The sequence below is a fragment of the Saccharicrinis aurantiacus genome (genome assembly GCF_001660705.2).
Lineage (GTDB): Bacteria > Bacteroidota > Bacteroidia > Bacteroidales > Marinilabiliaceae > Saccharicrinis > Saccharicrinis aurantiacus.
Window position 1 is genome coordinate 161339 of sequence record NZ_LYBV02000035.1, and the last position, 15851, is coordinate 177189.

A 15851-nucleotide genomic window follows, 5' to 3' on the forward strand; every position below is an offset into this window, starting at 1 on the left:
TAAAACATGCTTGAGTAGATATTTTTGAGTAATTGAAAAAGGAGATAACACTTGAGGAGGTAGAAAAGTAAGCATGCCCATAAACCATAGATTCTCCCAAAGTAACTAGCTAGACCTATGGAGTAACGCAGTAGCTTAGTAACTAAATTTGCAATTAAGTCACCAAGTGTATTTAATTATAGGCTTGGTGACTTTTAAATGTTTTAGGGCTTACGATGCTAAATCCCATTCTCAAAAAACGCATTTTCTTTCAGACTAATTAATCTGCTGTTTACAATTTCCTTAAGTTTTAAGGTGTATAGCTCATTTCCTTTTTTTGTGTCTTCATTTAAAGAATCAGGAAGGGCAGTTAAAAACGCTTCATATAGCGCCATAGCTTTGGCTTTATCCTCAAGGTCATAATCGTAAATAGTTGCTTGTCGGTATAAATATTGAGCATTTTTAGGGGCATATTTATAAGCGTTTTGGTAATGATTAATGGCAAATGCATAGTTTTTATTATCGAGATAAATATCTGCAATTTTATTATGTGATTTTTCCATTAATGAAGGTGATGGTTTTACCAGATCCTGCGCCAAAAATAAATATTGTAGGCCTTCAAGAGCTTGATTGGTTTTTCCATAAGAGGCTCCTAAAAAGTAGGCTACTTCAGGGTCGTTATCTTTATAATCCATGGCTAAATGTAAATAATCGATAGCCTTTTCATAATTATCGGTACGATAGTAGGTAAAACCTAAATGCTTTTTAGTTAAAAATGAACTATCTCCGCGTACTTCTAATCGTTTGAACATAACAAGTACATTGTGGTACGATCCATTTTTGAAGTTTGCCAAACCAGCTAACAACAAGAAATTCTTGTTATTTTCTATTTTATCGATAAAGGGCACACAAAAATCGTGGCACTTAACATACTTTTTCTGGTTATAATAAAGCTGACCTAATTTTAGGGCAATTTTTTCGTTATCCGGATATTGCTCCATAATCATAGAATAGGTCTCCATTGCTTCCACGTGCATTTTCGATTTCTGATAAGTCTCAGCCAATAGTAAATTAACGCTATAGTTTGTAGAGTCATTGATTACAAAATCATTTAAAAGCTTAATATTAGCTTCGTAACTTTTATAATGATTATTAATCTCAGCAAGGCGAATGATATTGCTCACTTCATTAGGGTTTGCTTTGTAAATACTTTTACAAATCGGAAGTGCCTTACTATAATTACCTGTTGTTAAATAAGCTTTGCACAATAAATCTTTCTGTACTTTGTTTAAACTTGCGCTATCCCTCAACAAGCATGTAATTGCTTTATCGGGGTATCCACATTTGTGGTAAGCTATGGCCAAATGGTAGCGTTGCGTATTACTAAGCCCGTGTTCATCAGTTCCCAATTGTTTGATTACTTCCTGAAAGTTCCCTTGCGTTAATAATAGCCCGGATGAGCTTTGTCCGATTATAGAAAATTGAAAAAAAGCGAAGAGTGCAAATACTAATGTTACTTTAAGATTCATAAGAATTAGGTTTTATGACTATCAAAAATAGGATAGATAGACTTTGTTTATTATTGTCTCCTTCAAATGTAACTAAAGTTTTAGTTGAATAATAGTTAAATTAGTTTAAATCATTTCACAAGTACTTGTGTTATAGAATGTGTGCATTGTTTGTTAGAACCTTTAACATCTCAATAACATCTTTTTGTTCGTAATTTTACGAAATTGGCATAATTAATGAAATAAAAAGTTTATCTAGATTTTTAGATATGTACTGACAGAAATGTCAAATTTTACAATTAATGGATAAAGATTTAACTCAAGGACATGTAATACAAAAGATAGTACAGCTGGCTTTGCCAATAATAGGCACTTCGTTTATGCAATTAGCCTATAGTTTTACCGATATGCTTTGGGTAGGTAAATTGGGCAGCGAAGCGGTTGCTGCAGTGGGTACTTCGGGTTTTTTCCTTCATTTAGGATGGGCATTGGTCTCTATTGTATTGGTAGGTTGTGGTATATCAGTATCGCAAGCTATAGGTAAAAAAGACGAGAGCAAAGCTAAATTTCTTTCAATTAATGCATTGGTAGGGGTTATTTCAATAACAGCCATTTATGTTTTTATTATACAAATAGCACATGAGTACTTTGTAGGTTTCTTCGATTTAAATAATATCCAAACTGAGCAAATGGCATTTAGCTATTTACGTTGGTCATCAGTTGGGTTATTTTTCTTGTTTATTAGTCGTTTATTTTCAGGAATAAGTAATGCAAGGGGCGATTCAAAGTTGCCATTTAAAATTGCATCAATCGGAATAGTGGTAAACATCGTACTAGACCCAATATTTATATTTGTATTAGATTTTGGTGTTGTAGGGGCAGCCTGGGCAACTATACTAGCACAAATATTGGTAGCTACCTTATACTGGCAAAAGCGTTCGTTGGCCTTTTTAGGAAAACGCTCCACATGGAATTTATCGTTTCTTCCTATTCAAAAGATGATAAAGTTAGGCTTTCCGCCTTCTACTCAGTATATTATTTTTTCCTTAGTGGCTATTGTAATGGGGAAAATTGTATCTGGTTTTGGAAGCGACGCCATAGCAGCTCAGAAAATAGGACTTCAAATTGAATCCATGACTTTTATGACTATAGGAGGTATTAATGGTGCCATACTGTCATTTACCGGACAAAATTTCGGGGCTAAGTTGTATCATAGGGTCCGTCAGGGCTTTAATGCCGGAATAAAAGTTGCTTTTGTATTCGGAGGGGTAATGACCGCATTGTTTTTATTATTCCCCGAAAGTATGGTACGCTGGTTTGTTAACGATCCGGAAACAGTTACTATTGGTGCCAATTATTTACGTATTGTTGGTTTATCACAAATTTTTATGTGTATTGATATGATATCCACAGGAGTGATAAACGGCATTGGAAAAACTAAGCTACCCGCAAGCAGCAATATTGTAATGATATTAATTAGGATACCGTTAGCACTATGGTTATCGCAGCCTCAAAATTTTGGTGTAAATGGAATTTGGATGGCTATTTTAATAAGTAGTGTGCTCAGAGGACTTATCAATACCTCTATTTATTTGTATCTTAAGACTAAACTATTACCCATTATAAAAACGCAAAAAACAACTACCTTAATTGCAGAGGTTTAATATATATAGAATGAGTAATTCAGTAATAAACATCGACGCTATTTTAGCACAAAATAAATCCAGTCGTTTATTCGAAGGCGGCTTTGGTTTCGAAAAAGAAAATGTGAGAGTTACGCCCGAAGGTCGCTTGGCTCAAACGCCTCACCCTGCAGTTTTAGGAAATAAATTAAAGCATCCATACATCACAACTGATTTTTCCGAAAGTCAGATTGAGATGATTACTCCAGTTAGGCATAGTATAACAGAAGCACTTGGCTTTTTAGAAACCTTGCACGATGAAGTAAGCATGCATTTAAATGAAGAGCTTTTATGGCCGCAAAGTGCTCCACCTGAATTGCCTGATTCTGAATTAGAAATACCAATTGCTAAATTTGATGCTGAAGGTGCCGATTTAGAGGAGTATCGTCGCTATTTAGCCGATAATTACGGACGTAAAAAGCAAATGCTTTCAGGGGTTCACGTTAATGTTTCGTTCAACGAGGCTTTGCTCGAACATATGTATAAAAATTCTGGCGAAACATCGTTTAGCTATGATGCTTTTAGAGAACAAGTATACTTAAAAACCTTACGCAATTTTAAACGATATCGCTGGTTTTTAATTGCTCTTTTAAGCAATAGTCCTGCAGTTCATGCATCTTATGTAAGTGATTGTGTAAAGCATCTGTCGCCTATCAATACCGATGCTTATCATTTGCCTCATGCCGTTTCAATGCGCAATAGCATGTGTGGATATCGCAATAAGCAAAACCTGTTTTTAAATTACAATACCATTGCCGAATACAATAAAAGTATTAACGATGTTATTGATAGGGGTGTGGTTAAGCATGTAAAAGAAAACTATGCGAGTGTTCGTATTAAATCGGCTGATGCCGATAAAGATATCACCCATCTTGAAGTGCGTTTACTTGATCTAAATCCCTTTGAAAAGATTGGTGTTAATGCCGATCATGTTCAGGTTATACATCAGTTTTTAGTGTATTGTTTGTTAAAACCAGAGTTGAATACTTTTGATAAAGCAGTACAAGAACGTGCCTGGGCTAATCACGAGCAAGCTGCATCGTTCAGTTTGAAAAATGATGTGTCTATTATCGACGATAACGATGCATTAAAATCCATCAATGAAGCCATGTCTGAGTTGCTTAACGATGTATTAAAATATACTGCCGATATTTTACCAAAATCATACGAGAAGAGTTCTAGTATTATGGGTTCCTTGGTGTATCATCCAAGTGAGCGACCGGCGTTTAAAATGATGAAGCAGTTACAGCAAACTACTTTTATTGATTGGAATTTGAATAAGGCCAAGGAATATTTAGAGCTGAGCAAGCAGAAAACGTATAATTTTTATGGGCTTGAAGATATGGAGCTTTCAACGCAATTATTAATGCGAGAAGCTATTTTTAGAGGCGTTCAGGTGGATGTGATGGACAGAACCGAGAACTTCATAAAATTGAGCAAGGCCAATAAAACAGAGTATGTAATGCAGGCTACGCGCACTTCGCTCGATAATTATGCCAGTGTGCTGTTAATGGAGAATAAGGTAATGACAAAGAAGGTATTGCACTCGGCTAATATAACCGTTCCGCAAGGTTCAGAATACGATAGTCCATTGCAGGCACTTAACGATTTTACCTTCTATAAAAATCAGGCAATTGTTATAAAACCGAAGTCAACTAACTTTGGTTTGGGTATCACAATTATAAAGAATAACGATACCCAGGCCGTTTTTGAACGTGCCATACATATGGCTTTTGAGCATGATTCAACCGTTCTTATAGAATCATTTGTTAGTGGTAAAGAATATCGTTTTTTTGTGATTAAGGATAAAGTAGAGGGTATTTTGCATCGTGTTCCTGCCAATGTAAAAGGCGATGGGATAGCTACTATTGCTGAGTTAGTTAAAGAAAAAAATAAAAGTGCCTTGCGTGGTAAGGGATACAAAACACCGCTAGAAAAAATTGCCATGGGCGAGCCCGAGGAAATGTTTTTAGAGTCGCAGAACCTTACATTCAATTCGGTACCAGAGGCCAATGAAATTGTTTACTTACGCGAAAATTCTAATATAAGCACTGGTGGTGATAGCATTGATTTTACAGATGATATTCACCCTTCGTATAAGCAAATTGCGGTAGATGCTTCTAAAGCTTTAAACGTGCAAATAACAGGTTTAGATATGATGATTGATGATATTGCAGCGCCCGCTACTGCCGATAACTATTCTATTATTGAGATGAATTTTAATCCAGCAATTCATATTCATTGTCATCCCTTTAAAGGAGAAAATAGAAGGTTAAATGTAAAGTTATTGCAGGCTTTAGAATTGGTTTAATCAGGATATCTTATCTTTCGTGTTTGAATAAAAAAAGCTTCTGATTGTAGCTGTCATCTGATTTTAAAGAAATAATTGATTGGCTAGATAAGAGAATTATCCAAATGAGGTTATAAGATTAATGGAATTAATAGCACCACAAAATATTGCAATTAAAAACGTTTCTGAATATATCAGTAAGAGAAAGAATAAATACATTGATATGGTAGAAATGATTCTGCATCAATCCAACATTGATGTAGAAGTGTATCAGGAATATTGTAAAAATGTGAAGAAGTATTCACAAATTGCCTTACATTTTCATCCTGACCGTATATTCTCAGAGGGTTTCAATGTAATTGATGGAATGCTTAAATCAGGGAAATACAAGAATCAGTTTGAAACGAATATATCTTCGGGGAGTGTAACTGCATTTAGTGGAGGAAATCGCGATAAATGGGAAAAAGATATTTTTAGTGATGCCTATCAGTTTGCAAAACCATCAGAACGTCCAAAATACGGTTCTCTCAATCTAACAATGACGGAAGATGGGCCTTCCCCTAGGTTTGGTTCGTGCTATTTTTTAGTAAAACCAGAGGTGAAGGAAAGAGCAACTTTTACTTATGGAGATACTTATGAATCACCTCGAGAGTTAGGAACAATCGATAATTTTGAATTAATAAATGCAGCAATATTAAAGGATTTGTTTACACGAGGAACAGCCTTAGGCGAGAAAGACTCGAATGTAAATGACTTTCTGAAGTTAACGAATAGACTCCTTCCTCAAACTTTGGATTCCCGTGATTATAGAAGAGCGTCAAAAAATCTTGATTTTTACATAGAAGCACAGATTCATGGAGACATCTCATTATACAATGATACTGATAGCTTAGTAGTTGATTTTTCGTATTGGGGAACAGATATGGCGATTCAATTTGAAGCTCTGTGTACAAAATATGATATTGAGCTAATTTGGAATTCAGGCCGTGAACTAAAGGTTTCTGAATTCCCAAATAACTTTAGAGGAGCTGAAGTTCCATCTTATGCCAAGAAGCTTGGAGTTGATGGGAAGTTGAATGCATACTTAATTGGTAAAGCAGCAATGCAAATGAATAATGAGCATGATAATTTGCAAATGTTGAAATATCTGTGGCATTGTATTGTAAAGTTTGGGACTGAGATTAATATGTTAGCTCCTAATAAATAACTGTAATGTAGGGTAATGGACAATGAATAAATCTAACGATGATAATATTTAAGTTGTTACATATAAATAACAGTCTGTTATGTAACTATATTCTGTATTTTCACCATTTCTATAAATTTTAAGTAAATACCAAAAATGCCTGAAAAATTTAATATTATATCTCTCTTTAGTAGGAATTTCCAGCGCAAATTTACCCCAGAAGAAGAACAGCTGATTTTAAGTTCTTTCTCGAAAGAAACTTTTACTAGAAAAGAACGAGTATTTATGAATGGTGACGCAAATACAAAACACTTTTTTATTGAGAGTGGTTTAATGAGGTTATTTTTAATTGATAAATCAGGTCGCGAGTTTAATATCTTATTTGCCAAAGAGAACCAAGTTATTGGAGATTTAATTACACCTGAACCTACTAATTTTAACTTGGAAGCTATTGAAAAAACTACAGCCTATTCAATTAGCGAGAATAATCTATCTGTTCTCATGAACTCATTGAGCTTGTCGCAAAAAACGAATCCCAATAGCTCTATCCGAAAATCATATATTAATATCCAAAAACGTTTGGTTTCTATTTTAACGAATACTGCCGAAGAAAATTATATTCTATTTAAGGAGAGATATCCTGATCTAATTCAAAGATTACCGCAGTATCACGTAGCTTCCTATTTAGGGATTACTGCTGAATTCTTAAGTAAGATAATTGCAAAAAGCACAAAAAAATAACTTTTCTCTATTTTCTTGTACTAGTTCAATTTTTCTAAATTTTGAAGGTTCTATTTTTGAGCCATAACAAATAAAAATTGAAACTATGAAACGATTAAGTATTCTATTAAGCTTTTTGATAATAACATTTTTAATTAATGCACAATCCATTAAAAGTGATGGTTCGTTGGTGAAATTTAAGGTTAGCAATATGAAATGGAAGACTGTTGAAGGGACGTTTGCCGGAATGGATGGTAAGGTGATTTTTGATGCACAAAACCTTTCAGATGCAAATTTTGATGTATCTATTGATCCTGCCACTGTAAACACCGAAAACGAAAAAAGAGATAACCATCTAAGAAATGAAGATTTCTTTCATGTTGAAAAATATCCTAAAATCGGGTTTAAATCAACTTCTATTATCAAAACAGCAAAAGCATATAAAGCCACAGGAAACCTAACTATGCATGGGATTACCAAGCCTGTTGAAATAAACTTCACTTATTCAAACAATAGCCTTGTTGGCAAGTTGCTTGTTAATCGATTAGATTATGAAATAGGCACTGATACAGGTACATTTATGGTTGGTGATGAAATAGAATTAGAGATTTTATGTAAGCTTCTTTAACTGATTATAACTGCACTGCTATAAACTTTCAGTTTATAGTGGTGTAGTTACAATATATGTGTAGTTAACCTTTAATTAAGTAAACTTGTTCGTAATATAGCCTTGAAATATTGAGTATGAATTGAGTTTTTATTTTAGATTTATAATTATCTAAATTATTTTCAGTCCTGCATGGGTATGGTTAATTCTAAAAAAAACCTAAAAAGTAACTGGAACAATTTTTATTAAGCGTTTGTTTTCTATTGGGTGATATAGAATTGTTTACCACTTTATAAATCCTTAAACTTACAATTGGCGATTATTTGAAAGAATGAGTTGGTAATAGTCTGTTTAAAGATAGTATAACCTCAAGAAGCAAAAATCTATGAAAAATAAAAAGTTACTCGTAATCAGGATACTTTTGGCAATTGGAACTGTAGTCTCTCTTTATTTTGTTCCTTGGATATTGGTATGGACTTGGTTACAACCGCTTCCGAATACCATACAGGAGCAGGTGGAGGAAACTATAGGATATGGGTTTGGCGGTGCAATTGTGTATGTTGATAAAGCAGGTGAGGAGCCCGCTTTATATTCAGCAGGCTTTAAGGATAGTTACAATAATGTGCCAGTCGATCCTAACGCGTTGTTTAAAATTGCTAGCATCAGCAAACTATATGTGGCGGTTGCCATTACTAAGCTAGTAAATGAAAATCGTCTGAACTTAGATAAAACAATTGCTTATTATTTTCCTGAGCTAGTCGGAAGAATTGAATATGCCGATAGAATAACACTTCGTTTAATGGTTCAGCATCGAAGCGGGATTCCTAATTTCACTGATCAGCCAAGGTTTTGGGAGGATCCGCCAAGTAGTACTCAAGGTGCTCTTGAGTTGGTTTTCGATTTGCCAGGAGAGTTTGAACCAGGTGAGGCTTATGCATATTCAAATACAAATTACTTATTGTTAAAGGAGTTAATAAGTAAGACTATAGGCTATAATTATTTCCAGTACATTAAAGAGGAAATACTTACGCCTCTTAAGCTTACTAATACCTTTGGGTCGTTAAGTGAAGTCAATCTTGATGATGTGATGAGTGGTTATTATGTTGGATACGAACCGGATTTAAAAACAGAAGATCAAGGTATGCTTGCCACAGCTCAAGATGTAGGCATTTTTCTAAGGGCACTAAATGATGGTTCCGTGTTTAAAAAAGGAGAGCAAGAAATATATTCCTCTATATATGTTTATGAGCACACTGGCCTTGTCCCCGGATATCAAAGTATCGCAAAATATCATAAAGATATAGATGCTGTTGTTATTCAATTTACAAATACAACTAATTTTAGTGGATATAACTGGAATCTTTCAGAGATTGCCTATAGTCGTGTTGTTAAAATCCTTCGTAAAAATTAGAATTATATCATATTACCATATATTTGGTTTGTATTAACGCCTGAATTTTAACATTATGAAAACAGTATATAAAACGTTAAAACTAGTACTTGTATTATGCCTACTTCCAATTGTTCCTAGGGTAACAGCTCAGCAAATACATGGGATAGTAAAATCTAAAACATCAACAATTCACTTTGAAGAATTTAGCTATGGAGAAAATCAACTACAAGGTGATATTCACTCTAATTTATCAGGAACTAAGTATACTGTAAATATGCATAATGGCTCAAAGAAGTTAGAAGGTGTAATAAAAGATAAATACGCAAAGTTTAGTGTCGATCTAAGTTATAATGATAGCAAGATTGAAGGTGAAATTAAACGAAGTACGAATGGTACCAAGGATGTTTGGGATGTTAATGTTCTAAATAAAAAGCTAAGTGGCAAGGTTGTCCATAATGCTTTGAAAACAGTAGATACTTACCAGTTGACTTATGGCAATAAAAATATATCAGGCAGAACTTATAAAGAACTGAATAAGCATGTTTACGAGTTGCAATTTGGAGAAAAAACGATAATAGGGGATATGGCTTATAACGTAACTACAGTAAAACACACTTATAACCTAAAGGGAGATGGTTTAACAGATGACGAATTTATTGTATTTGTGTTTATTGAATCCATCAAATTAATAAACGAAAGAATTGCTGAAATAGAAGAATTTCAGGGAGAAGAATAATTTTGGGAATTTGTAATTGCAGGAAAGTGTAAACTAGGTTATTAATTGTATATGAGCATTGTTTTATCAGATAGTAAAGAATTAGATTCAGTTCAGGTAATTGAATTATATAAGAAAAATAACTGGTCGTCAGCAGATAAACCAAATGAGTTACTAAATGCGCTTAAAAATTCGCATGGTTTAATAAGTGCATGGGATAAGGATAAATTAGTAGGTTTAGCCAATGCTATTTCAGATGGTTTTCTGGTTGTATATTATCCTCATTTATTAATTCTTCCGGATTATCAGGGCAAAGGAATTGGCAGAATGATAATGGATAAACTTCAAGAAAAATACAAGCATTTTCATCAGCAAATATTGGTGGCGGATGGCAACTCAGTTGAGTTTTATGCTAAGTGTGGATTCGAACAGGCAGGGAAGTGTACCCCCATGTGGATATACAAAGGGGCTGAGCATGACTAAAAAAGCTTTGCCAATTCTTTTCTAATTGCTTTTCGTTCTTTTAAATCTGTTTGATTATGAATTATATTGTAGAACTGATAAAATTCACTAGCTAAATTCTGTCTAATTCTATTTTGATTATCGTATACAGTTCTTAACTCTTCCTTTGACGAATATTGTTTTTTTAGAATTTCGTTAGTCTCATAATTTATTCTTAATCCGTCTTTAACAAGTACTCCAAGAGATTGCTTAAAACTTCTAAAAGCATCAATCAATATTTTCTGTTTTTCTTCATCTTCAATTTCTTTCCGGATAGATTCTTCTGTATTATCCATTACCTTTTTTACGGCTTCCTTAGTTTTTAAATCCTGTTTAGTAGTTTTTTCTTTTATTTTATCAGAGGGAGAAACTGCATTTTCTAATATGTAAACCCATTCTTCGGGTTTAATTAATTTCTCCATTTCTAGCCGCTTTGTAATGTGGTAGTTCTGAATTTCTATTCTTTTTTGCATATTATCCTTGAAGATCTGTTTGATTTCCTCCGATTGGTTAATATCCTCCGACATTAGTTTCTTGATCTCAGAGTAGTTCTTATCTTCTATTTTATAAAAGCTTTTGGTTTCCTTTTCAGCATCTTTCAATAATATTAATAAAGAATCCTTGCGCACATCGTCTGAAACATGTGCCTTTATTTCTTTCTCTAGTTTTGGGATGGTAAAAGTTTCTTCACTACCAATCAGCTTCATCAGGGTAGTAAATAATAAGAATAATAGCATATGTTTAAATTTTAGGTACGATAGTAATTATCAAACTCGATGTAAACTACAATTAATTAAGTTAACAATAAAATTAAACTTAGGTTTATGCAAAGTGGTGAATTAGTTTTTCATCTAATAGAGTCGTGATAGTTAATTATACTTCTCTGTACCGATTAATATAATTTATTAGATCCATGTTGTTTACATCTTTATTAATATAGATGGGCTGTAGTTTAGGGTGATACGTTAAATTTCATCTATTCTTAATCATTCTAAATAATTCGAAGTCATAAAAATTTGTTAATTATTGTTTGGAAATATCATAACCACCCCTTATTTTCGCAACGTTAGAAAGTAACAACAATTATGACAGTAACACACCCAAAAGGAAATGCAGAATATATCAATCGCCTCAACAAGATTAAGGTTTTAAACCTGATCCGTGAGAGTGATAAGATATCAAGAGCTGAGATTGTGAAAACAACCGGCTTGAGTGCTCCTACGGTTACGCGTATTGTTGATAGTCTAATAAATGTTGAAAAACTGGCTGTTCAGGTTGGAGTAGGAGAGTCAAAAGGAGGTAGGCCTCCAGTAATTGTTAAGTTCAATGGAGCTGATGGTTACGTAATCGGAATTGACTGGGGTAGAACACATATTTATGGCGTACTATCAAATTTAAATGGCGAGATCTTAGTGAAAAAAGATATTGCTACCGATGCAGCTGATGATTTTGATAAAGATTTAGCTATAGTAGTTACTCTAGTAGAAGCATTAATAGCCAAATCAGGAGTTAGTCTTGATAATATATATGGTATTGGTCTTGCGGCATCGGGCTTTATTAATAGACATAGTGGTTTGGTTGAATATTCACCAAACTTTAATTGGAAAAATGTTGACATAAAGAAACCTTTGGTTGATCGTTTTAAAGTTCCGGTAATTGTTGATAATGTATCAAGAGTTATGGCTCAAGGGGAGTTATTATATGGTGCTGGTGAAAATTGTAAGGATTTTATTTTTGTTAATGTTGGATACGGAATAGGCTCAGGTGTTATTATTAATGGTCAACCATTTTACGGTTTTGATGGATTAGCGGGAGAGATTGGGCACAATAGAATTATTGGTTCGGTGGCGGCAGGAAAAGTATGTAACTGCGGTAAGTTAGATTGTTTAGAATGTTATTCATCCGGACGAGGTATAAGTGCCACAGCGCAAGAGCAGATTCAGTTTTATAGCGATTCATCCTTAGCCAAGTATGATACTATTGATACTCAGATAATAGCCGAAGAGGCAGCAAATGATGATTCCTTTTGTAAGGAGATTATGAGTCAAGCTGCAGAATACCTAGGTATTGCAATAGCTTCAATGGCCAATGTATTTAATCCAGAGGCAATCGTATTAGGTGGTAAGGTAATGCGAAAAGATGGTTTCTATACCGAAAAAGTGAAACGTGTTTTTCAGCGAGAAACCTTACAACAATCCAATAGGAAAATAAAGATTACAGAAAGTGTATTAAAAGATGAAGCTGCCGTTTTAGGTGCCGTATCATTAGTACTTCAGGAGGTTTTAAATTTTAGAGAGCCTCAATAATTTTTTTTGAATAGTTAATTTCAAACAGTTAGAAAGTAATTGTAAACTTAAAATATATAGAATTATGCTTAAAGGAATATCACCACTTATTAGTCCTGAATTATTAGAAGTACTTGCCCGCATGGGACATGGCGACGAAATAATCTTAGCAGATGCTCATTTTCCTGCAGAGTCTTTTAATGGAAGAGTATTAAGAGCCGATGGCTTACGTATTCCTGATTTATTAGCAGCAATTCTACCATTGTTTGAGTTAGACTCTTATGTTCCAGCTCCACTAACTATGATGGCTGCCGTTGAAGGTGATGAGTTAGATCCAACAGTAGAGGAGGCTTATTTAAAAAGTATTCATATCACAAACCCTAATGTTGCTCCTATTGAGCGTATCGGTCGCTTTGATTTTTACGATAAAGCGCGTGGTGCATTTGCTGTGTTAATGACAGGTGAAACTGCCAAGTATGGTAATATTTTACTTAAAAAGGGAGTTACTCCTTGCCAATAACTAAACTATAAACTGAAAAAATCTATAAAATGAGTAATGTAACAGCAAAAGTGGTAGAGAAGAAATATCTATTACCATTTATTATCATAACGAGTTTATTTGCGCTTTGGGGATTTGCCAATGATATTACAAATCCTATGGTTGCTGCCTTTCAATCAGTAATGGAATTGTCTGCCTTTAAAGCTAGCTTTGTGCAGGCTGCGTTCTACGGAGGATATGCGACAATGGCTATTCCAGCCGCCTTATTTGTACAAAAGTATAGTTATAAAAGAGGTATTTTAGTTGGATTAGGTTTATATGCAACTGGTGCATTGTTATTTTGGCCTGCTGCCAGTAATCAAAGTTTCGGGTTCTTTTGTATGTCGTTATACATCTTAACCTTTGGGCTTGCATTTCTTGAAACAACGGCAAATCCGTACATATTAGCGATGGGCGCCAAAGAAACATCAACTCGTAGATTAAATCTTGCACAAGCATTTAATCCAATGGGTTCCATGTTAGGGATGTTTGTTGCCTCTCAAATAGTATTGGCTAAATTAGATTCAGATAAAGTTGATTTTGCCTCGCTTTCTGAGACTGCCAAAGAAACAATAAGAGTTCATGACTTAGAGATTATACGTAATCCTTATGTAGCTTTAGGTTTGGTGGTTATTGCAATGTTTATCTTAATTTATTTGTTTAAGATGCCAAACTTTGTAAAGAATCACGAGTTACATCCAGGAGCATCTTTCAAAAGATTATTTGCCAATAAAATATACCGTGAGGGAGTTATCGCACAAATATTTTATGTAGCAGCTCAAATTATGTGTTGGACATTTATCATCCAATATGCAGGAAGATTAGGTGTGCCTAAAGCTACTGCTCAAATGTACAATATTGTTGCAATGGCCATTTTCTTATGTAGTCGTTTCATAAGCACATTTATTATGAAATATGTGAATTCTCGATTGCTACTAATGATTTTTGCTATCGGTGGTATTTGTACTACTTCAGGAGTAATATTAATTGATGGAATGGCAGGTTTGTATTGTTTAGTTGCCACATCGGCATTTATGTCATTAATGTTTCCAACAATTTATGGTATCGCTTTAGAAAATGTTGGTGAAGATACAACACTAGGAGCAGCCGGTCTTGTAATGGCTATTGTTGGTGGTTGTTTAATGCCGCCAATGCAAGGTGCTCTTATCGATAATGGTGCTATATTAGGTATTTCTGGAGAGAACTTCTCTTTTATCCTTCCATTCATTTGCTTTATCATAATCGCAATATTTGGCTATCGTTCATATAAATCAACAGAAGCATAAAAAAAACGGAGCAGGTAACTGCTCCACAAAATATAGAGTTTAAAAAATTAATCATTAATTATCTAAATAGTAAAACAAATGTGTAATTCATGTAGAACTTCAAAAGGTGCTTTCTTACCAGGTAACAGCACAGTAGTAATGAAAGATATTGAAATCCCAGCTCCAGGTCACGGACAAGTGGTTTTAAAAACTAAATCTTCAACTATTTGCGGATCAGATATCCGTGCTATCTACAACGAGCATTTAGGTAAAGGTCCTGAGGCTTATCAAAATAAAGTAGCTGGTCACGAGCCATGTGGTCAAATTATTGAGTGTGGTCCGGGAATGAAGCGTTTTAAAGAAGGTGATCGCGTAATTGTATACCATATCTCAGGTTGTGGTGTATGTAACGATTGTCGTCGTGGTTATATGATTTCTTGTACTTCTGAGCACCGTGCTGCTTACGGATGGCAAAGAGATGGTGGTATGGCTGAGTACATTATCGCTGATGAGAAAGATTTAGTATTGCTTCCTGATTCATTAACTTATACTGATGGTGCACAAGTTGCTTGTGGTTTCGGTACTGTTTACGAAGGATTAGAGAAAATTGGTATCTCAGGTAACGACCAAGTATTAGTTACAGGTTTAGGTCCTGTTGGTTTAGCAGCTTGTATGTTAGCTAAGGCTATGGGAGCACAAAAAATTGTTGCTACTGATATCAGCGAAGAGCGTTGTCAAATTGCTTTAGAAAAAGGTTTAGCTGACGAGGTATTCGTATCAGGTCCTGATTCATTAGAAAAAGCAATGGCTGCTTCAGATGGTTATGGTTATGAGAGAACTGTTGACTGTTCAGGTCATACAACTGCACGTCAGTTATGTATCCGTGCTAACCGCAAGTGGGGTAAAATGGTATTAATTGGTGAAGGTGGTACTTTAGAAATCAACCCTTCTCCAGATATGATTCACGACCAAAAAACTGTTTTCGGATCATGGGTAACTTCAATCTGGAAAATGGAAGAGTTAGTTGAGCGTATTGTACGTTGGAATATTCACCCAGAAGACTTAGTAACACATCGTTTCACTTTAGACCAAGCTGATAAAGCTTACGAGCTAATGGCTTCAGGTAAGTGTGGTAAAGTTGCTGTTGTATTCGACGAAGAAGTTAAATAATTAGTATCAAGA

General features: G+C 34.4%; 14 protein-coding genes. 12 read left to right on the top strand and 2 right to left on the bottom strand.

The annotated features are described in order from the left end of the window. Positions 1–218: 218 nt before the first annotated feature. Positions 219–1508, bottom strand: a complete 1290-nt coding sequence (locus A8B35_RS18600; protein ID WP_075603701.1) for a tetratricopeptide repeat protein — start codon at positions 1506–1508, stop codon at positions 219–221. Between the two features lie 281 nt (positions 1509–1789). Between A8B35_RS18600 and A8B35_RS18605 the strand changes: the two genes are divergently transcribed. The 8 genes from A8B35_RS18605 (at position 1790) to A8B35_RS18640 (ending at position 10563) form a co-directional block, all read left to right on the top strand. After that, positions 1790–3151 carry an MATE family efflux transporter gene (locus A8B35_RS18605; protein WP_075603702.1) on the top strand — a complete coding sequence of 454 codons (1362 nt, stop codon included), beginning with the start codon at positions 1790–1792 and terminating at the stop codon, positions 3149–3151. Positions 3152–3161: 10 nt separating this feature from the next. Beyond that, the gene (gene gshAB, locus A8B35_RS18610) at positions 3162–5480 is read left to right on the top strand and encodes a bifunctional glutamate--cysteine ligase GshA/glutathione synthetase GshB (protein WP_075603703.1); all 2319 of its coding nucleotides are present in this window, start codon (positions 3162–3164) and stop codon (positions 5478–5480) included. A 121-nt stretch (positions 5481–5601) separates the two neighbouring features. Continuing rightward, positions 5602–6666, top strand: a complete 1065-nt coding sequence (locus A8B35_RS18615) for a DUF3626 domain-containing protein (protein ID WP_075603704.1) — start codon at positions 5602–5604, stop codon at positions 6664–6666. Between the two features lie 135 nt (positions 6667–6801). Beyond that, positions 6802–7386, top strand: a complete 585-nt coding sequence (locus tag A8B35_RS18620) for a Crp/Fnr family transcriptional regulator (RefSeq protein WP_075603705.1) — start codon at positions 6802–6804, stop codon at positions 7384–7386. Positions 7387–7471: 85 nt separating this feature from the next. Beyond that, a complete protein-coding gene (locus A8B35_RS18625) occupies positions 7472–7993 on the top strand; it encodes a YceI family protein (RefSeq protein ID WP_075603706.1) in 522 nt (173 codons plus the stop codon). 364 nt (positions 7994–8357) lie between these two features. Beyond that, positions 8358–9383, top strand: coding sequence for a serine hydrolase domain-containing protein (locus tag A8B35_RS18630; protein ID WP_075603707.1), 1026 nt, complete (start codon positions 8358–8360; stop codon positions 9381–9383). 55 nt (positions 9384–9438) lie between these two features. Continuing rightward, the gene (locus A8B35_RS18635; protein ID WP_075603708.1) at positions 9439–10101 is read left to right on the top strand and encodes a hypothetical protein; all 663 of its coding nucleotides are present in this window, start codon (positions 9439–9441) and stop codon (positions 10099–10101) included. Between the two features lie 51 nt (positions 10102–10152). Further along, positions 10153–10563, top strand: coding sequence for a GNAT family N-acetyltransferase (locus A8B35_RS18640; protein WP_075603709.1), 411 nt, complete (start codon positions 10153–10155; stop codon positions 10561–10563). Here A8B35_RS18640 and A8B35_RS18645 read toward each other — a convergent pair. Further along, positions 10560–11318, bottom strand: coding sequence for a hypothetical protein (locus A8B35_RS18645; RefSeq protein ID WP_139314938.1), 759 nt, complete (start codon positions 11316–11318; stop codon positions 10560–10562). The genes A8B35_RS18640 and A8B35_RS18645 overlap by 4 nt on opposite strands. Before the next feature lie 348 nt (positions 11319–11666). On the opposite strand from A8B35_RS18645, the gene A8B35_RS18650 reads away from it, so the two are divergent. From A8B35_RS18650 to A8B35_RS18665, 4 genes are all read left to right on the top strand, one after another. Then, positions 11667–12887 (top strand): ROK family transcriptional regulator, encoded by a 1221-nt coding sequence (locus A8B35_RS18650; RefSeq protein WP_075603711.1) that lies wholly within the window; start codon positions 11667–11669, stop codon positions 12885–12887. 64 nt (positions 12888–12951) lie between these two features. Then, entirely contained in the window at positions 12952–13386 is a 435-nt protein-coding gene (fucU, locus tag A8B35_RS18655) for an L-fucose mutarotase (RefSeq protein ID WP_075603712.1), read from the top strand. A 29-nt stretch (positions 13387–13415) separates the two neighbouring features. Then, positions 13416–14690, top strand: a complete 1275-nt coding sequence (gene fucP, locus A8B35_RS18660; RefSeq protein ID WP_075603713.1) for an L-fucose:H+ symporter permease — start codon at positions 13416–13418, stop codon at positions 14688–14690. 78 nt (positions 14691–14768) lie between these two features. Then, positions 14769–15839 (top strand): zinc-dependent alcohol dehydrogenase family protein, encoded by a 1071-nt coding sequence (locus tag A8B35_RS18665; RefSeq protein ID WP_075603714.1) that lies wholly within the window; start codon positions 14769–14771, stop codon positions 15837–15839. Positions 15840–15851 lie beyond the last annotated feature (12 nt).